Origin of the sequence: Bradyrhizobium campsiandrae (assembly GCF_014529705.1) — a bacterium.
GTDB lineage: Bacteria > Pseudomonadota > Alphaproteobacteria > Rhizobiales > Xanthobacteraceae > Bradyrhizobium > Bradyrhizobium campsiandrae.
On record NZ_JAANIH010000019.1, the window covers coordinates 20,624 to 39,012 of the forward strand.

16 protein-coding genes, 1 tRNA gene and 1 pseudogene are annotated in these 18,389 nt (G+C 62.8%); 12 read left to right on the plus strand and 6 right to left on the minus strand.

All coding sequences use genetic code 11. The features are described 5' to 3' along the window. Positions 1 to 19 precede the first annotated feature (19 nt). The 3 genes from G8O24_RS16040 (at position 20) to G8O24_RS16050 (ending at position 3,297) form a co-directional block, all read left to right on the plus strand. On the plus strand, positions 20 to 1,381 hold the full coding sequence (locus tag G8O24_RS16040; protein WP_188100832.1) for a dihydrolipoyl dehydrogenase family protein: 1,362 nt from the start codon (positions 20 to 22) through the stop codon (positions 1,379 to 1,381). Positions 1,382 to 1,492: 111 nt separating this feature from the next. After that, positions 1,493 to 1,975 carry a cupin domain-containing protein gene (locus G8O24_RS16045; protein WP_188100834.1) on the plus strand — a complete coding sequence of 161 codons (483 nt, stop codon included), beginning with the start codon at positions 1,493 to 1,495 and terminating at the stop codon, positions 1,973 to 1,975. 110 nt (positions 1,976 to 2,085) lie between these two features. Beyond that, positions 2,086 to 3,297 carry an MFS transporter gene (locus G8O24_RS16050; protein WP_188100836.1) on the plus strand — a complete coding sequence of 404 codons (1,212 nt, stop codon included), beginning with the start codon at positions 2,086 to 2,088 and terminating at the stop codon, positions 3,295 to 3,297. A gap of 104 nt (positions 3,298 to 3,401) precedes the next feature. Here G8O24_RS16050 and G8O24_RS16055 read toward each other — a convergent pair. From G8O24_RS16055 to G8O24_RS16075, 5 genes are all read right to left on the minus strand, one after another. After that, positions 3,402 to 3,477 (minus strand) — tRNA-Lys (locus tag G8O24_RS16055). A 167-nt stretch (positions 3,478 to 3,644) separates the two neighbouring features. Continuing rightward, positions 3,645 to 4,223, minus strand: coding sequence for a Spy/CpxP family protein refolding chaperone (locus tag G8O24_RS16060; protein WP_188100838.1), 579 nt, complete (start codon positions 4,221 to 4,223; stop codon positions 3,645 to 3,647). A 198-nt stretch (positions 4,224 to 4,421) separates the two neighbouring features. Then, entirely contained in the window at positions 4,422 to 5,423 is a 1,002-nt protein-coding gene (locus tag G8O24_RS16065; protein ID WP_188100840.1) for a TRAP transporter substrate-binding protein, read from the minus strand. A 303-nt stretch (positions 5,424 to 5,726) separates the two neighbouring features. Then, positions 5,727 to 7,289, minus strand: a complete 1,563-nt coding sequence (locus G8O24_RS16070; RefSeq protein ID WP_188100842.1) for a 2-isopropylmalate synthase — start codon at positions 7,287 to 7,289, stop codon at positions 5,727 to 5,729. Positions 7,290 to 7,728: 439 nt separating this feature from the next. Further along, complete coding sequence (locus tag G8O24_RS16075; RefSeq protein WP_188100843.1) at positions 7,729 to 8,559, minus strand: oxidoreductase; 831 nt, start codon at positions 8,557 to 8,559, stop codon at positions 7,729 to 7,731. A 101-nt stretch (positions 8,560 to 8,660) separates the two neighbouring features. Between G8O24_RS16075 and G8O24_RS45410 the strand changes: the two are divergent. Continuing rightward, positions 8,661 to 8,843 (plus strand): annotated as a pseudogene (locus G8O24_RS45410) (helix-turn-helix domain-containing protein); the annotation flags it as partial. Positions 8,844 to 8,882: 39 nt separating this feature from the next. After that, positions 8,883 to 9,635 carry a LysR substrate-binding domain-containing protein gene (locus G8O24_RS16080; RefSeq protein WP_306666306.1) on the plus strand — a complete coding sequence of 251 codons (753 nt, stop codon included), beginning with the start codon at positions 8,883 to 8,885 and terminating at the stop codon, positions 9,633 to 9,635. Positions 9,636 to 9,642: 7 nt separating this feature from the next. On the opposite strand, the gene G8O24_RS16085 is transcribed toward G8O24_RS16080, so the two are convergent. Continuing rightward, a complete protein-coding gene (locus G8O24_RS16085; RefSeq protein ID WP_188101041.1) occupies positions 9,643 to 9,882 on the minus strand; it encodes a hypothetical protein in 240 nt (79 codons plus the stop codon). 500 nt (positions 9,883 to 10,382) lie between these two features. On the opposite strand from G8O24_RS16085, the gene G8O24_RS16090 reads away from it, so the two are divergent. The 7 genes from G8O24_RS16090 to G8O24_RS16120 all read left to right on the plus strand — a co-directional run bounded on the left by G8O24_RS16090 (position 10,383) and on the right by G8O24_RS16120 (position 18,382). Continuing rightward, complete coding sequence (locus G8O24_RS16090; RefSeq protein WP_188100847.1) at positions 10,383 to 11,606, plus strand: SMP-30/gluconolactonase/LRE family protein; 1,224 nt, start codon at positions 10,383 to 10,385, stop codon at positions 11,604 to 11,606. Positions 11,607 to 11,690: 84 nt separating this feature from the next. Beyond that, positions 11,691 to 12,206, plus strand: coding sequence for a GNAT family N-acetyltransferase (locus G8O24_RS16095; protein WP_188100849.1), 516 nt, complete (start codon positions 11,691 to 11,693; stop codon positions 12,204 to 12,206). 96 nt (positions 12,207 to 12,302) lie between these two features. After that, positions 12,303 to 13,421: a D-alanine--D-alanine ligase family protein gene (locus tag G8O24_RS16100; RefSeq protein WP_188100851.1), complete on the plus strand. Its 1,119-nt coding sequence runs from the start codon at positions 12,303 to 12,305 to the stop codon at positions 13,419 to 13,421. A gap of 323 nt (positions 13,422 to 13,744) precedes the next feature. Continuing rightward, entirely contained in the window at positions 13,745 to 14,989 is a 1,245-nt protein-coding gene (locus G8O24_RS16105) for an ABC transporter substrate-binding protein (RefSeq protein ID WP_188100852.1), read from the plus strand. Positions 14,990 to 15,097: 108 nt separating this feature from the next. Beyond that, complete coding sequence (locus tag G8O24_RS16110; protein ID WP_188100854.1) at positions 15,098 to 15,973, plus strand: branched-chain amino acid ABC transporter permease; 876 nt, start codon at positions 15,098 to 15,100, stop codon at positions 15,971 to 15,973. Between the two features lies 1 nt (position 15,974). Beyond that, positions 15,975 to 16,901 carry a branched-chain amino acid ABC transporter permease gene (locus tag G8O24_RS16115; protein ID WP_188100856.1) on the plus strand — a complete coding sequence of 309 codons (927 nt, stop codon included), beginning with the start codon at positions 15,975 to 15,977 and terminating at the stop codon, positions 16,899 to 16,901. Then, positions 16,901 to 18,382 (plus strand): ATP-binding cassette domain-containing protein, encoded by a 1,482-nt coding sequence (locus tag G8O24_RS16120; RefSeq protein WP_188100858.1) that lies wholly within the window; start codon positions 16,901 to 16,903, stop codon positions 18,380 to 18,382. Before G8O24_RS16115 ends, G8O24_RS16120 begins: the two co-directional genes overlap by 1 nt. Positions 18,383 to 18,389 lie beyond the last annotated feature (7 nt).

The window sequence follows — 18,389 nt, forward strand, 5'->3', positions numbered from 1 at the left end:
ACGCAGTAGAGGCCGTTCCATGACCAGCGAGAGATTCGATGTGGTGATCCTGGGTGGCGGCAACGCCGGCATCGGCGTGACCGGTCCGGTCCGGCGCGCCGGGCTCTCGGTCGCGATGATTGAGCCGCGTGAACTAGGCGGCACCTGCCCAAACCGCGGCTGCACGCCGAAGAAGATCCTGGTCGCTGCGGGCCAAGCCCTGCACGATATTGATCGCGCGTCTGTGCATCACATTGCAGTTGGCAAGCCCCGGCTGAATTGGGCGGCACTGATCGATCGTGAGAAGGCGATGATCAGGGACATTCCGTCCAATCTCGCCCGCGCTATGGCGCGCCGAGAAGTCGAGGTTATCAGGGGTAAGGGTGTCTTCGTCGCCCCCGACGCCATCGGCGTCGGCGACCGTCTGCTGCAGGCCAAGCACATCGTAGTTGCCACGGGGTCCAAGGTGCGAGCGCTGCCGATTCCTGGTGCCGAGCACATGATCACCTCGGACGAGTTACTGAGCGAACGTGAACTGCCTGGTTCGGTGATATTCATCGGCGGCGGCGTAATCTCGCTGGAATTCGGGCATGTCTACGCCCGGGCTGGCACCACGGTCTCGGTTCTGGAGGCCCTGCCGCAGCTCCTCCCCGTTATGGACTGCGATGCTGTCGCGCAACTTCACGCCGAAAGCGAACGCATCGGCATCAAGATCACGACCGACGTCAAGGTCCGGCGGATCGAGCAGGTCGGCCATCGGCTCCGGGTGGTCTTCACGGATGGCGACATCGAACAGGCGCTCGAAGCGGATCGCGTCGTCAACGGCGCCGGCCGGATAGCCAACGTGGATGCGCTCGATTTGGCAAAAGGCCGGGTCGAGCAAGTAAACCGCCGCATCGTCGTAGATCGCTACTTGAGGTCGGCTTCAAACCCTCAGGTCCACGTATGCGGCGATGCCGTTCCTGTATCGCCCCAACTTTCCCCGCTCGCGACCTACGAAGGTGAGATAGTCGGCCGCAATATCGTTGACGGACCGCGTCACGCGCCCGATTACGCGGGCATCGCGACTTCAGTCTACACCGTGCCATCGCTGGCTGCCGTCGGCCTCACCGAAAACGCAGCGCAGCAGTCCGGGTTAACCATTGATGTGCACGTCAACGACATGCGCGACTGGTTCTCGTCTCAATCATATGCCGAGACCGTCGCCTGGTCGAAAATAATCGTCGACCGGGCCAGCGACCTGATCCTCGGCGCGCACCTCGTTGGCCATGCCGGCCAGGAGCTCATCAACGTCTTTGGCCTCGCAATGAAGTTCGGCATCACTGCGAAGCAACTACGCGACAACGTCTACGCCTATCCGACCTTTTCGGCCGACATCAAGCACATGCTCGGGCACGCATAGCGACGCGCTATCGTTTCGAGAGACAGACGGCATTTCAAGGCGCGGTCAACTTCGTCGAAGCTGCACCCATAGCCGGACCAAAAAGGTTACGGCGAAAAAGGAGACCTGCCGATGTTCAAGAACTTCAAGCTATCGCATGCGATCTGGACCGGAGCTGCCCTCGTCGGCGCGCTCACGCTCACCACGCAACCGGTGTTCGCGGGTGAATGTCCGGCCGGCAAGATCAGGCCCAATGCTCAGCCGATGGTCGATTACAAGCCCGTTGGCGTAACCGACGTCACGCTCGGCTCAATCGACCTTGGCAAACAGCCGGCGCATATCGAGGGCCGCGAGTTGCGCTTCCGCAAACTGACCATCGAGCCTGGCGGCATTGTCCCCTGGCACAGCCACGACGACCGGCCGGCACTTATCTTTGTGCAACAGGGCGAGATCGTCGAATACGCCTCCAATTGCGTCGACCCGATCGTGCACAAGGCCGGCGACCTTCGCCCCGAGGTTTTCGGCACCTCGCACTGGTGGAAGAACCTCGGCAAGGAAACGGTCATTCTCTATGTCGGCGACGTCCGCAAGGATCCGGCCGACCACAATATGTAACGAGCGCTCCCAGCCCCCGCCTCGTTACCGGATGCGACGACCCGGGATCCCCCGTGCTCCCCAGCACGCCGGGCGTCACATCCTCTTTCGAAATGAGGAGATGTCGCGCAATGACCGATCTATCCACGAGCATGGAGCCGGTTACGGCCGAGATGCACGAGCATTCGCCAGGCGTTGCGCTTCGATCACTGGTGATCGGACTGACCGCATTCCTGACCGTCGTCGATCTGTTCGCAACCCAGGCGATTCTCCCGTCTCTTACGCGCCACTATGGCGTGACCCCCGCCGCGATGGGATTTGCGGTCAACGCCAGCACGTTTGGCATGGCAATCTCAAGTCTCGTCGTAGGCTTCTTCAGCCCCCATATCGACCGACGATTCGGCATCCTTCTCAGCCTCTCCCTGTTGGCGATACCTACGAGTCTGCTTGCGATAGCCCCTGGTATCACCGTCTTCATGATCTTGCGTGTCGCGCAGGGCCTGTTCATGGCTTCGGCCTTCACCCTGACGCTTGCCTACCTCGGTGAGCGATGCAGCGCGATGGATACCGGCGGAGCATTTGCCGCCTACATCACGGGTAACGTAGCCAGCAATCTGATTGGCCGACTGATCTCCGCCGCGCTTGCCGACAGTCTCGGCCTTGCCTGGAACTTCTATTTCTTCGCGGCCCTAAACCTCGCCGGCGCTGCGTTGGTCTACTTCTCCATACACCGCGTGCAACCGATGCAGTCCGTAACCGCGAACGACTCACCAGTTCGCGCCATGCTTGAGCATTGGCGAACACCACGGCTGCGCGCTGCCTTCGGCATCGGTTTCTGCATTCTGTTCGCCTTTATCGGTACCTTCACGTTCGTGAATTTCGTTCTGGTGCGACCGCCACTGTCGCTCGGCATGATGGACCTTGGCTTTGTCTACTTCGTCTTTCTGCCGTCCATTCTGACGACACTGCTCGCCGGAAAAGTCGCCGTTGGGCTCGGTAGTCGCATGACTGTCTGGATCGGCCTCGGCGTTGCCGCCGTGGGCCTTCCTTTGATGCTGACGTCTCATCTGCCCCAAGTCCTGACTGGAATGGTCCTGGTCGGCGTCGGGACGTTCTTTGCGCAGGCCGCTGCGACTGGATTCGTCGGTCAGGCTGCGGTCAAGAACCGGGGGATCGCGAGCGGCACCTATCTCGCCTGCTATTTTCTTGGAGGAGTAGTGGGAACCGCTACCCTCGGCAGACTTTTCGACACCTTCGGGTGGATGGCCTGCGTGTTCGGCGTGGCCGGCGCATTGGCCATCGCAGCCTTACTCACGGCAATGCTGACACCACAGCATCATTGATCGCCGAACCGCAGCATCGGCCTAGTCTGTGGAGTTTAAGCTGCTGAAAACAACCGTTTGAAAAATCAGGTTCTCAAACGGCTTTGCTAGCTAAGCTATTGAAATGGTGGGCGCACCAGGGCTCGAACCTGGGACCCGCTGATTAAGAGTCAGCTGCTCTACCAACTGAGCTATGCGCCCGAAAGGCGGTCAATGCCTTGCGAGGCCGGTCGTTTAGCAAAGCGATCCGGCGATGGCAAGCGATGTGACGCATGTTTTCCAAGGTTCTTCCACAACCCCGAAAACGCGAAAAGCCGCCGGATTCCAGCGGCTTCTCCAAGGTTAATATCCGGGGAATCCCGGCGCGCTCAAAGACGCCCTTCCCGATCAGGGCCACCGTCACGGTCGCCGCCGCGGAAATGGTCCATCATCCGGTCCATGCCGTGCTCCATGAAGTGCCGGGACGGCCCGTCCCCGCCCTCACCAAATGGGCCGCGATGGTGGGTCAGCACGGCAAGGCGCCGCTTCTGGCCGTCATCGAGGGTCTTGTAGAGCGGGTCGGCGGCGTCGGCGATCTTCTTCAGCGCCGCAGAGGTCGCGCCCATGTCGTCAGCGCGCTGGCGCAGACGGGCAACCGGATCCTCGGGCTTGTCCCTGTTCGAGTCGCCTGGACCGGCGCTCATCCGCGCATTGGCGCGGTCGATGCGCAGCTTGGCGAAGTCGCGCACGGCCGCCTCGACCGGCGGCCACAGCTTCTCCTGATCGGCGTTGAGCTTCAGCCCGGCATGGACGGCGGCGATGCGCGCGTCGACAAAGGCGGCGCGGTCTTCCGGGTTCATGCGCGTGTGGCGGAAGTGCTCCATCCACGGGTGATGATATTGGGCATAAACCGCGCCCGAGCCGGCGATGCTGAGCACAGCGATGGCGGCGATGGTGAACTTCCTCATCCGAACCTCCTCTGGAAGGGTGCCCTGAAGATGAGCATGGCCGAGCCCGCGCGCAACTTACAATCTGGACAGAGAGGCCACCCTTACGAAGATGTAACGCCTTGATCTGGATCAAGTAGCAAACCGGACATCATCTGCAACAAAAGGCTTCTGCGCCGCGGCACGGAAGTCCTCTGCTTCACCCATCCTGCGCTTGGCTTAGTTGGTCGTGCTCTTCGCTTCCTTCTGGAATTCGTCGATCAGCGGCTGGCCGACCCGGCTTGCGGCGTCCTTGTAGACCGGCTCCATCGCCTTGCGCATCGCCTCGTCCTGCTCGCTCGTCAGCTTGATGATCTCGCTCTTGCCGCTCTTCTTGATCTCGGCGAGCGCGTCGTCGTTTTCCTTCTGCGACTGCGCGTTGTTGAAGTCGGTCGCTTCCTTCATCGCCTTCGACAGATGCTCGCGGATGTCGGCCGGCAGATCGTCCCAGAACTTCTTGTTCACGATCACGACGTAGCCGATGTAACCGTGATTGGTCTCGGTGATGTACTTCTGCACCTCGTGCATCTTCTGGGTATAGATGTTGGACCAGGTGTTCTCCTGGCCGTCGACGACGCCGGTCTGCAGCGCCTGGTAGACTTCCGAGAACGCCATCACCTGCGGCAACGAGCCGAGCGCCTTGAACTGGGCCTGCAGCACCCGCGAGGACTGGATGCGGAACTTGACTCCCTGATAGTCCGCCGGCGTGATCAGCTTCTTGTTGGCGCTCATCTGCTTGAAGCCGTTGTCCCAATAGGCAAGGCCGGTGATGCCTTTCGGCTCCAGCAGCTTGAGCAGCTTGGCCCCTAACGGGCCTTCCGTCACCTTCCGCAGCGTCTTCAGATCGGGCAGGATATAGGGCAGATCGAACACCTCGAATTCGCGGATGCCGAGCGGCCCGAATTTCGAGTTGGACGGCGCCAGCATCTGCACGCTGCCGAGCTGGAGTGCCTCGAGCTCTTCCTTGTCCTTGTACAGCGTCGAGTTCGGGTAGACCTCGACCTTGACCTTGCCGTTCGTGTACTTCTCGGCGAGCTCCTTGAATTTTTCGGACGCCTTGCCCTTCGGCGTGTCGGTCGCGACCACGTGGCTGAACTTGATGATGATCGGGTCGGCGCTGGCGGGGCCGGCAAGGCCCAAAGCCAACACCGCCACGGACGCCGCGATCGCGAAGGTGCGCATAGTCTCTCCCTGTTGTTATTTGGGCCGCGCGGAGGCGGCCGATCTTGATCCGGCAGCATCAATAGCGGCTCGCGCATTGAGCCGCTATTGGCCGTTAGCAGGGCAGCTATTCATGATGAATGGCGCAAGCACTGCTGCGCTCCCTCTCCCCGCTTGCGGGAGAGGGTCTGTCCGTAACGGGACAAGTCCCTATGTGGAAAGAACCCTCACCCGCCACGCGTGGGGCGATGCTTCGCATCGCCCGGGCGTGTCGGCCTCTCCCGCAAGCGGGAGAGGCGAAGCCAACGTGCGGCAGCGTAAACGTCAGCTTGCCGCGGCCGTCGTCACGGTGTCGCGCTGGCGCTTCATGACGATCTTGTTGAGCGCGCCGAGATACGCCTTGGCGGACGCCACCAGCGTATCCGGATCCGCCGCGCGGGCCGTCATCGAACGGCCGTCCTGCGACAGGCGCACCGACACCTCGGCCTGCGCGTCGGTGCCCTCGGTGACCGCATGGACCTGATACAGCTCGAGCTTGGCCTCGTGCGGCACCAAGCGCTTGATGCAGTTGAACACCGCGTCCACTGGGCCGTTGCCTTCGGCTTCCTCGATCCTGATCTGGCCGTCGACGTCGAGCTTCATGGTCGCGCGCTGCGGGCCATGGGTGCCGGCGATCACGGTCAGCGAGGTCAGCTTGATGCGGTCGTGCGAGGCCGCCATCTCCTCGTCGACCAGCGCCTCGATGTCCTCGTCGTAGATGTCCTTCTTGCGGTCGGCCAGCGCCTTCATCCGCGTGAACGCATCTTCCAGCTGGTTCGGGCCGAGCTTGTAGCCCATCTCCTCCAGCTTGTGCACGAAGGCATGGCGGCCGGAATGCTTGCCCAGCACCAGCGAGGACTGCTTCAGGCCAACCATTTCGGGCCGCATGATCTCGTACGTGGAGGCGTCCTTCAGCACGCCGTCCTGGTGGATGCCGCTCTCATGCGCGAACGCATTCCGGCCGACAATGGCCTTGTTGTACTGGACGGGAAACGAGGTCGCCGCCGACACCAGCTTCGAGGCACGGGTCAGCTGCGTGGTGTCGATCTTGTTCCAGTAAGGGAATTTGTCGTTGCGCACGTTGATCGCCATCACGATCTCTTCCAGTGCAGCGTTGCCGGCGCGCTCGCCGATGCCGTTGATGGTGCACTCGACCTGACGCGCGCCGCCGACGATGCCGGCCAGCGAGTTGGCAACGGCCATGCCGAGATCGTTATGGCAATGCACGGAGAAGATCGCCTTGTCCGAGTTCGGCACGCGTTCGATCAGCGTCTTCATGAAGTGGGTGTACTCCTCCGGCACCGTGTAGCCGACGGTATCGGGAATGTTCACCGTGGTGGCGCCGGCCTTGATGACGGCTTCGACGATGCGGCAGAGGAAGTCCATCTCGCTGCGGGTGCCGTCCTCGGCCGACCATTCGACGTCGTCGATCTGGTTGCGCGCGCGCGCGACCATCGCGACCGAGGTCTCGATCACCTGCTCCGGGGTCTTGTTCAGCTTCACCCGCATGTGCAGCGGCGAGGTCGCGATCACGGTGTGGACACGGCCACGCTTGGCAAATTTCACGGCTTCAGCGCAGCGGTCGATGTCGGCGGGGTGGGCGCGCGACAGGCCGGCGATGACCGCGTTCTTGGAGCGGCGGGCGATCTCGCTCACCGCCTGGAAGTCGCCCTCGGAGGTGATCGGGAAACCGGCCTCGATGACGTCGACGCCCATATCGTCGAGCAGCTCGGCGACCTCGAGCTTCTCCTCGAAGGTCATGGTGGCGCCGGGGCACTGCTCGCCGTCGCGCAAGGTGGTGTCGAAAATGATGACGCGGTCCTTATCGGACTTGTTCGCGGGGGCCATTATCAAATTTCCTTTTGAGCTTTTGCGCCGTCAGTCCGGTGGGCGCTTGAGGTGTCCGATGATCTCGACCAACCCCTGAGTGCCCAGGCGCGTGTCGCCCAGCCGGCCCTCAGGGGCAAGTAAGAAGAAGCCCGCCAAGAAGGAGGGTGGGCAGCCCGGCCGGGATCGTGGCGGCGGCCAAAGCCACCTCCCCCGAAATCCCATCGATTTGGCCGCGAATCAGCATTGCCAGACCCTTTTGAGCCCCAAATCCTCGGTCAAAACCGTTGACGGTTGGTTGCCGGGAGGCTCGGTAAAGTCGTTTCTAGACGAGAAACGGCCGCAACTGCAACGCCAAAAGATGGTCAGCACGGCTGACATGATTGGGGCCAACCACCAGCGCCGGCCGAATAGCCATGTCATTGACGGCGTGCGAAACCGACCTGGCGTCGGCACGCCATCACGCTTCGGCATCGGTGGAAAGCGAAACGGCTTTCCATGCCTCGAACTCGGCCTGCAGCGAGATCAGCTTGTCATCCACCAGCCGCACGGCGTCGCTGCCGAGCAGCAGATGTGTCGGCGGATCCGCCGACAATGCGACTTTCAACATCGCTTGCGCGGCCTTCGCGGGATCGCCGAGCTGCTTGCCGCTCAGCTCCATGCGCCGTTTGCGGATCGGATCGATGATCGTGTCGTAATCTCCGATCGCTCGTGCTGCCCTCACCATCGATCGCCCGGCCCAGTCGGTGCGGAAGCTGCCGGGCTCGACCGCTGTCACCCTGATGCCTAGCTCCCTGACTTCCTTGCCGAGGGATTCGGAGATCCCTTCCAGCGCAAACTTGCTGCCGTGGTAATAGCTCAAGCCCGGCAGCGTCATGATCCCGCCCATTGACGTGATGTTCAGAATATGTCCGGCATGGCGCTTGCGCATGAAAGGCAGCACGGCCTGGATCATCGCCACGGCGCCAAACACGTTGACCTCGAACTGCCGCCGCAAATCGTCGATCGACGATTCTTCCAGGATGCCCTCATGGCCATAGCCGGCGTTGTTCACGAGAACGTCGATCGCCCCGATCCTGCTTTCGATGTCGGCCACCGCAGGGGCGATCGCGCCGGTCTCGGTGATGTCCAGGAGCACCGCGTGCGCGCCGTGACCGAACGCTTCGAAGCTCTGCCGGTCGGCGTCCTTGCGCACGGTGCCAACGACGCTGTGTCCGTCGCTTAGCGCCGCCTCCGCCAATGCCCGGCCGAAGCCGGAGGACACGCCGGTGATGAGGAAGGTCTTTGCCATGTGAGAAGCCTTTCGGGTCACGTTTGTGGGCCCAATATAGGCGGGTTGATTAATGCAATAATCGGCATAAAATGGCACGACCTGATGCAAAATATCGCACAATGCTTCACACCGGTCTGTTCGAGCTGAATGCCGTTGCCGCGATTTCGGCCCATCGCAGTTTTCGCGCGGCTGCGACCGAGCTCGGTATTTCGCCCTCGGCCCTGAGCCATGCGATCGCCGTACTCGAAAAACGGCTCGGCGTCCGCCTCATCAATCGCACCACGCGCAGCGTGTCGTTGTCGGAAGCGGGTGAGCGGTTCCTGGCACGGATCAGTCCCGCGTTGCGCGAGATCGCCGGCGCGATGGAAGACGTGAACGCATTTCGCGACACGCCGACGGGAACGCTTCGCATCAATCTGAAAGAGCGCGCCGCGCACCAGATCTTCCGTCCGGTCGTCGGCAAGTTCCTGCGGCGCTATCCCGACATGAACGTCGAGCTGGTGCTGGAGGGGCGCCACATCGACATCGTTGCGGAAGGATTCGACGCCGGCATTCGGCTGGCCGAAGCCGTGCCCCAAGATATGGTGTCCATCGCCTGCGGTCCGGCGTCACGTTTCCTCGTCGTGGGCGCACCGGATTATTTCGCGCGCAATCCATTGCCCAAATCGCCATCTGATCTTCTCAATCACGCCTGCATCCGCAGGCGGATGCCGGGTGGCAAGCTCTATCACTGGGAGTTCGAGAAGCGCGGGGAGGAGATCACCTTGGACGTGCCGGGCAGACTTACGCTCGACAATGACGGGCTGATGGTCGAAGCTGCGCTCGACGGGTTGGGCCTCGCGTTCGTCAGTGATTTCTGGGTGGCGAAGCACATCGCCGATGGAGCGTTGCAAGCCGTGCTGGACGACTGGACGCCGCCATTCCCCGGCCTGCGCCTTTACTATCCCCGGCACCGCCACATGACCGCCGGGCTTCGTGCCTTCATCGATCTGCTGCGGGAGGAAAACAAGGCAGAACGCAAGGCGGCATCGATATCGGCGGTCGGCAAGACGCGCAAGGCGACCGCGGCAAAGACGCTCGTGGCTCAGACATAGACGCCAGTCATCCCGCTCGGCGCAAGCGGGCCCTGCTTTCCCAACGATTCAGCATCTGACCGAGCTCACCGAGGGCGGGGGTCTCGTTGGTGTTGGCGGGGACGGCGGGGCTGAGCCAGCCCGGCTGCGTATAGCCGCCCGAGCGGCGAACCTCGGCCCGCCGTCTGCGGGACTGGACATCGCGCGTGATATAGCCGGCCGCATACGCGATCCCGAGCAACACGATCAACGTAATGACACCTTGCACCATCAGCTGCGGCCCTTTCCTCCCAGTTTTTTGGGCAGCGATCGGGGCAGCGTCAAGGCTTGACGAAGCCCAAAATGGGGCCGCGAGGGCGCGCGAATTGTTGCGTTGCGCCGCTCGGAGACACGATGCGTCCCGCGCGGAATGGGAAAAAATCCGGCGGCAATATGGCTTACCGGCTTGGCCATGATCTGGCATGCATTGGCCATCGCGGTCGCCGGCGAGCCGTCAGGAGAGTGCGCAACCAATCGATCAGCTTTGCACCGTCAGGACTGTCCCTTCCAGGTGTTTCTGGTCGAAGCCGCCACCGTTTCTTGTCCCATCCCTGTTTCGAATGCTGGACCAAAACGCGGCGCAAGAAAAGTCGGCAGCTTCACAATTGCTCGCTTTAGTTGCGCGTTAAATTGCATTCGCGGCTCTCGCAACCGAAAGTGAATGGGGCTAACCTCGCACTTGCTCGGCCGGATCAACCGGCCAGCCGAACATGATCCGGGAGGACGCGAATGACACGCCAACAGCAGCGTGAACAGGATGCTGCGCTTTCACGACGGACGCTGGTGCAGGGGCTTGCGCTCGGGGCCGCGGCGACGCTGGCCGGAACCGGCACCGCGCTGGCACAGACCGGACCCGCCGCCCCACCGACGACGGTCACCACACCGCCGCGCGACTTCAGCCCTCGCGGCGCGCCCACCACCTATTTCTGGGATCCCGACATCATCGCGGTCGATCCCTCCTTCAACGATCTCGCGCAGCCCAACACCGCGATCAAACGGCTCTACACCGGCGTGTTGTGGGCGGAAGGGCCGGCCTGGAGCGCGCAGGGCCGCTATCTGCTCTGGAGCGACATCCCCAACAACCGGCAGATGCGCTGGAGCGAGGATGATGGCCACGTCAGCGTGTTCCGGACGCCCTCGAACTACAGCAATGGCAACTCGTTCGACTTCCAGGGTCGCCAGCTCTCCTGCGAGCATCTGACCCGACGGGTCACGCGCTACGAGAACGACGGCACCGCCACGATCCTCTGCGACAGCTACAATGGCAAGAAGCTGAACTCGCCGAACGACGTCGTCGCCCATCCCGACGGCAGCTACTGGTTCACCGATCCGCCCTATGGCGGCCAGCTCTATGAAGGCGAGCCCGACGCAGCGGGCGGGCCGAGCAATACGGGCGGCAAGCTCAATCCGAAGATCGGACAGCCGGCAGGCTTCGCGCCGAGCAAGCGCGAGCTGCCGACCAATTGCTATCGCATCGATCCTTCTGGCCGCGTCGATCTCGTCGTCACCGAGGAGCAGGTGCCGGATCCCAACGGCCTGTGCTTCTCGCCGGACTACAAGAAGCTCTACGTCGTCTCGACCGGCAAGGGACCGGGCGACACCGGCCCCGGCGGCAAGGGCGAAGTCTTCGTGTTCGACGTCGGCAGCGACAACAAGCTATCGAACCAAAAGAGGTTCAGCGACTTCATGATCGACGGCATCAAGTGCGGGCCCGATGGCGTGCGCTGCGACGTCAACGGCAATGTCTGGGCCTCCAGCAATGCCGGCCGCGCGGTTGGCTACAACGGCGTGACGGTGTGGTCGCCGGACGGCAAGCTGCTCGGCCGCATTCGCCTGCCTGAAGTCTGCGGCAACATCACCTTCGGCGGTCCCAAGCGCAACCGCCTGTTCATGGCCGCGAGCCAGTCGCTCTATGCGGTGTACACCGCCACGCAAGGCGCGGGGCCGGGCTGAGCACATGCGAGCTGAATTGGACGAGGCGCCAGCCTGCCCGCTGGCGCCTCGAACATGAATCCGATTCTTCACGAGGACAGGCACATGACCATCACCGTTCGTCCCATGACCCTGCAGGAAACTGCGATGATCATCGAATATTTTCACTCAGCGACGCCAGAGCATTTGGAGATGCTCGGCGTCGATCCGTCCCGACTGCCACAGGCATCGCATTGGCAGCGGCTCTACGCGCAGATGTTCGACCAGCCGATCGAGCAGAGAGGCGGCTTCCTGGTGAGCTGGCTTAACCATGACCAGCTGGTCGGATTCTCGACCGCTGACAAGATCCGTGTTGGCCAGCAGGCCAATATGCATCTTCACGTCATCGAAGCCTCGCAACGAAAGCAAGGTATCGGCGTCGCCTGCGTCAGGCAGACCGTCGAACTCTATTTCCAGACCCTCAAGCTGAAGCAGCTCTTCTGTGAGCCCAACGCGTTCAATGTGGCTCCGAACCGAACCCTCCAAAAGGCGGGCTTCAAGTACGTCAAGACGCACATGACCGTCCCCGGCCCGCTCAACTTTCATCAGGCCGTCAATCGCTGGGTGATCGACAGAAGTTGAAGGCAAGCGAAGAGCCCCGCCGGCGAATTCATGCTTTGCGCATCCTGCTTCGCAGGCAGCACGTGACTTCCGGGCAAAGCGCGTGATAATTGAGCCATGGCAGACAAAATTCGCGTCGTGGTTCTCTATGGCGGCAGATCCGGCGAGCACGAGGTCTCGCTGAAATCGGCGGCCTCCGTGCTCCGTCATCTCGACCGTTCGCGCTTTGAGGTGATCCCTGTTTCCATCGACAAGACGGGCCGCTGGCAATGGAACGATCTGGCTGCGATCGATCCGGCACAGGCGTCGTTGCCGATCCTGCCCGATGCGCCGGAGATGCGGCTCGCCAGAGGCATTGACGGACGCGGCGTTCTCATGCCGGTTGTTGACGGTGCAAGCGGCCCGATCGCGATCGACGTCGTGTTTCCGGTCATGCACGGCCCCCTGTGCGAGGACGGCACCGTGCAGGGTCTTCTGGAGCTCGCGGAGGTCGCCTATGTCGGGTCCGGCGTTCTCGCCTCCGCCGTCAGCATGGACAAGGATGTCGCCAAGCGGCTTGCACAATTCGCCGGCGTGCCGGTCGCGCCCTATCGCGTGCTCACCCGCAAGGCCTTCGCCGCGGATCGCGCGGCAGCTCTCGCCAAGGCGATCGAGGGCCTGAATCTTCCGGTGTTCGTCAAGCCGTGCAACATGGGCTCCAGCGTCGGCATTCACAAGGTCAAGACCTCCGATGCGCTCGGGCCCGCGCTCGACGATGCGTTTCGCTACGATCTCAAGGTGCTGGTCGAACAGGGCATCGATGCCCGCGAGATCGAGGTCGCCGTGCTCGAGGGCGAGACGCTGTTTGCGAGCGTCGCCAGCGAGCTTAATCCCAACGCCCATCACGAATTCTATTCCTACGAGGCCAAATATCTCGACCCCGACGGCGCGCGCGTCGATCTTCCGGCAAGGCTCGATGCCGCCCAGATGGAACGCGTGCGCGCGCTGGCGGTGCAGGTGTTCGCGGCACTCGAATGCAGCGACCTCGCGCGCGTCGATTTCTTCCTCGATCGGAAAACCGGCGAATTCTGCTTCAATGAGATCAACACCCTGCCCGGCTTCACGTCGATCAGCATGTATCCGAAGATGATGGAAGCCTCTGGCGTGCCATATGACGAGCTGCTGACGCGCCTCGTCCATCTGGCGCTGGACCGCTACCGGCAGCGACATGCGCTGGAACGGGGCTATTCGAGCTAGGTTAGCGGCAGGCTACTCTCTGTTCTTGTAGCCCGGATGGGACAAAGCGAAATCCGGGGTCTGCACGCGCGGCAACGAAGGCCCCGGATTGCGCTTCGCTGCATGCGGGCTACGACTGAGCAGCAGCGTTGCCACGCATGCCCATCGACGAAATCTGCATGCCTGCATGCGGAATAGCGCCCTGCCGTGCCCGATATTTACGCAGCTAGACTTTAGTCCCCTTCGTACACCCCTGAATACAGTTTCACTTGCCGAGGATGCTCTCGACGTTATAGTCGCGCCCCAATAGCTCAAAGAAGCTTGGTTCAAAGGGAGAGAACAATATGAATAAAGCACTCTCTGGTGCATTGCGAAGTGCGTTTGGTGCGGCCGCGGCGAGCGTGGTGTTAGCAGCCTCAAATGCGGCCTTTGCGGCCGATCCAATCAAGATCGGCGTGATCGCGGAAGCGCAGGCCATCGCCGGCGCATCGATCCCGCAGGCGGCGCAGCTCGCCGCCGACGAGATCAACGCCAGCGGCGGCGTCGATGGCCGCAAGATCGAGATCATCGGTTACGACAATCACTCCTCCTCGGCAGATTCGGTACGCGCCTTCCAGCGCGCGGTGAACGAGGACAAGGTCAACGTCGTCATCGCCAGTTACATCAGCGAGGTCGTGCTGGCGCTGGAGCCATGGGCATCCCGACTGAAGACGCCGTTCGTAACGCCGGGTGCGGCCTCCAACGAGATCAGCAAGAGCGTCCACGCCGATTACGAGAAGAACAAGTACACCTTCCACGGCTATCTGACCTCGGCGGCGCTCGCGCTCTCGGTTTGCGACGGCGCCAAGGACCTGCTCGTCGACAAGCTGCACATGAAGACGGCCGTCATCATGAGCGAGGACGCTGCCTGGACCAAGCCGCTTGACGTCGGCTACGAGGAATGCCTGCCTAAGGTCGGGCTGAAGGTGCTCGACCACATCCGCTTCTCGCCTGATACCACCGACTTCACCCCGATCTTCAACAAGATCGAGGGCGCCAAGCCCGACGTGATCATCACCGGTATCTCCCATGTCGGCGTGCAGCCGACGGTGCAGTGGAAGAACCAGCAGGTGCCGATCCCGATGTTCGGCATCTCCTCGCAGGCCACCAACGAGACCTTCGGCAAGGACACCAACCAGGCCGCCGAAGGCGTGCTCTATCAGGGCGTCTCGGGCCCCGGCGTCGCGGTGACGCCGAAGTCGGTGCCGTTCGCGGAAAACTTCAAGAAGAAGTTCGGCAACTATCCATCCTATGCCGGCTACACCGCCTATGACGAGGTCTATTACATCGCCGATGCCGTGAAGCGCGCGGGCTCGACTGAGGCCGACAGACTGGTCGATGCGCTGGAGAAGACCGACTGGGAAGGCACGATCGGCCGCGTCCAGTTCTACGGCAAGGACGATCCGTTCACGCACTCGATCAAATACGGCAAGGGCCTGATCACCGGCCTGATGCTGCAATGGCAGGACGGCAAGCAGAGCGCGGTCTGGCCCAAGGACGTCGCCAAGGTCGACATCAAGTTCCCGAGCTTCATCAAGCTCAGCAACTGATCGGAGCAGCTCCCGGGCCCACCTCCCGGGAGCTTCCACTTGCGGCCCTGCACCTTCCCTCATAGCGGCAGCCCGCCTGCCAGTCATAGAGCAGATTGCCAACCATCAATGCGAGCTTTCCAGATCCTGATCGATGGCTTTGCCATCAGCGCGCTCTACGCTCTCGGTGCCACCGGCTTCACGTTGATCTTCGGCGTTTCCGGCGTCCTCAATCTCTCCCACGGTGCCATCATGGTGGCGGCAGCGGTGGCGGCCTGGGCCGCCGCGAGCGTGCTCAATGTCGGCACCTATGCCGGCGCGCTGATCGGCGTCGCCGTCGCGCTCCTCACGGCATTCGCCACCTACTTCGCGGTGGTGAAGCCCATCCAGGACTCGCGGCGCATCCCCAATGAGGAGAAGGAGATCTTCGTCCTCACCGGAACGCTGCTGTGGGGCATCATGATCCAGGAGCTGATCGCCTATTTCTTCACCAACAACGCCAAGACAGTGCTGCCGATCGTCGAGGGCGTGGTCGAAATCCTCGGCGTCCGCACGCCGAAGAACGAGATCTTCACCGCTATCGTGTGCTGCCTCGTCATCGCCTTGCTGTGGCTCCTGGTGAACCGCACCCGCACCGGCAAGGCGGTGCTGGCGGCCTCGATGAACCCGCGCGGCGTCACGCTGCTGGGCCTCGAGCTCACCAACATCTACATCGTTGTGTGGGCCATCTACGGCATTCTGGCCGGCATCGCCGGCGTGCTGCTCGGCATGTTCCTCGGCGTCAGCTCCTACAGCGTGGGACCGCTGACCGCGAGCGCGTTCTCGATCGTCGTGCTCGGCGGTCTCGGCAGCGTCTCCGGCTCGCTGATCGCGGCCTTCGTGGTCGGTTATCTCGAAACGCTGACGGCCTATCTGGTCTCGCCAGCTTACCGCACCATTCCGGCGCTGCTGCTGCTGGTCTTCGTCATGTACATCCGGCCGCAGGGCCTGCTGGGGAGGCGCTGAGATGGCTGGTTTCCTGACCTCGCGCCTGTTCTTCGTCTCGCTGGCGCTCGTGATCATCGCGGCAACGCTGCCGCTTTACGTGTCCGGCTATGTGCTCGGGCTTCTGACCGTCGCGTTCTATTTCGGCGTGTTCGCGATGGCCTGGGACCTGCTCTTCGGATTTGCGGGCGAAGTGAATTTCGGGCCGACCTTCCTGATCGGCGTCGGCGCCTACACCGCCGGTATCCTCAATGCCCAGTTCGGCTGGTCGGTCTATCTCTGCATCGTGCTCGGGGCGCTCGCCTCAGTTATCGCCGGCCTCGTGCTGGCGCTGCCGGCGCTGCGCGTGCGCGGGCCGTATTTCGGCCTGACCACGCTGGTCGCGGTGTTGATGCTGCAGAACTTCATCGTCGTGTTTGCCGACCTGACCGGCGGGGAGATCGGTCTCACCATCCCCGACGTCATCACCATCAATGCCGGCGCCAATTACTGGATTGCGCTTGGCTTCATGACGATCTCGGCGGCGATCCTCTACGGCCTGTCGCAGTCCCCTGTTGGTCTCGTGCTGCAGGCCAGCGGCCAGGACCCGGTGCAGGCCGGCGCGCTTGGCTTCAACATCGTCAAGCACAAGCTCGCCGCCTTCATCGTCAGCGCGTTCTTCTCGGGGCTCTCAGGCGCGCTGCTGGTGTTCTATTTCGGCACCGCCTCGGTCGGCACCGTCGTCGACGTCGCGGTCGGCGTCAACGTGATCGTCTCGGCCGTGCTCGGCGGAAGGCGCACCGTGCTTGGGGCGGCGCTGGGTGCGATCTTCCTGATCGTCGCCGGCGAGTTTTTGCGCCCCACGGGCGAGCTGGCGACCTTCATCGTCTCGGCGGTGGCCCTCCTCGTCGTCCTGTTCTTCCCCGGCGGCTTCCTAGGGGCGGCCCTCTCGCGCGAGGCTCGCTCGTGATGGATCAGAGGCTTTCCAACCGGCCCGTGCTCGAAGTCCGCGGCCTGACCAAGCGCTTTGGCGGATTGACCGCGGTGAAGAACCTCGGCTTCGACGTCAATGGCGGCGAGATTTTTGGCCTGATCGGGCCGAACGGCTCGGGCAAATCCACCGCGATGAAGAGCGTGATGGGCATCGAGCGCCCGACCGCAGGCGAGGTGGTCTTCGAGGGCGAGAATGTCGCCGGCCTTCCCGCGCACAAGATCGCGCGCAAGGGTTTTGGCATGGTGTTCCAGCACTCACGGCCGCTGAACCGGCAGACCGTGCTGGAGAACATCATGGTGGCGCTCTTGCCCGACAGCCTGTTCATGCTGTTTCCAGACAAGGCGCTGGTCGAGCGCGCCAAATGGATCGCCGACCGCGTCGGCTTGGGCTCAGTGATGAATCGCCGACCGCCGACGCTGCCCTTCGCCGATCTGCGCAGGCTGGAGCTCGCGAAGGCGATCGCGCGTGACCCGAAAGTGGTGCTGGTCGACGAGCCCTTCGCCGGCCTGACGCGCGCCGAGGTCGACGTCTTCTCCGACCTGATCCGCAGTTTTCGCGATGACGGCCGCGCGGTGATGCTGGTCGACCACAACGTCAAGAGCGTCGCGGCGCTGGTCGACCGCGTGCTCGCGATGTATCTCGGCGAGGAGATCGTCACCGGCAAGGCCGACGAGGTCATGCGAAACGAGACCGTGCGCCGGGTCTATCTCGGCGGCGCCATCGAGACCCATGCCCGGCCGGAGACCAGCTTCAAGGACAAGGTGCCGCTGCTCCAGGTCGAGAATGTCAGCGTCCATTACGGCAAGGCGCAGGCGCTGGAGAACGTCTCGATCCACATCCACGAGGGTGAGTTCGTCTCCATCGTCGGCCTCAACGGCGCCGGCAAAACCACGCTGTTCAACACCATTTCCGGTTTCCTGCCTTACACCGGCGAGATCATCCGCGGCGGCGAAAAGCTGCGCGGCACCAGCCCGGCCAAGATCGCGCGCAGCGGCCTCGTGCAGTGCCCGGAATCGCGCGAGCTGTTCGGCGAGATGACGGTGCGGGAAAATCTCGATCTCGGCGGCCAGCACCTTGACGACGACAAGCGCGCCGCCCAGCTCGCCTGGCTGTTCGAGCTGTTTCCGATCCTGAAGGAGCGCCAGGGCCAGATGGCGCAGACGCTCTCCGGCGGCGAGCAGCAGATGCTGGCGATCGGCCGCGCCCTGATGATGCAGCCGCAGATCCTGATCCTGGACGAGCCGACGCTGGGGCTTGCGCCGGTCATCCTCGAGTTGCTCTCCAAGGCGCTGGAAAAGCTGCGGCAGACCACCTCCATCACGGTGCTGCTCGGCGAGCAGAACGTGACCTTCGCACTCCCCCATGCCGACCGCGTCTATGTGCTGGAGCACGCCAGGATCGTCTGGGAAGGCGATCCCGGCCGCTTCGCTTCGGAGGCCGGAGCCGATTTTCTCTAGGCCGCGC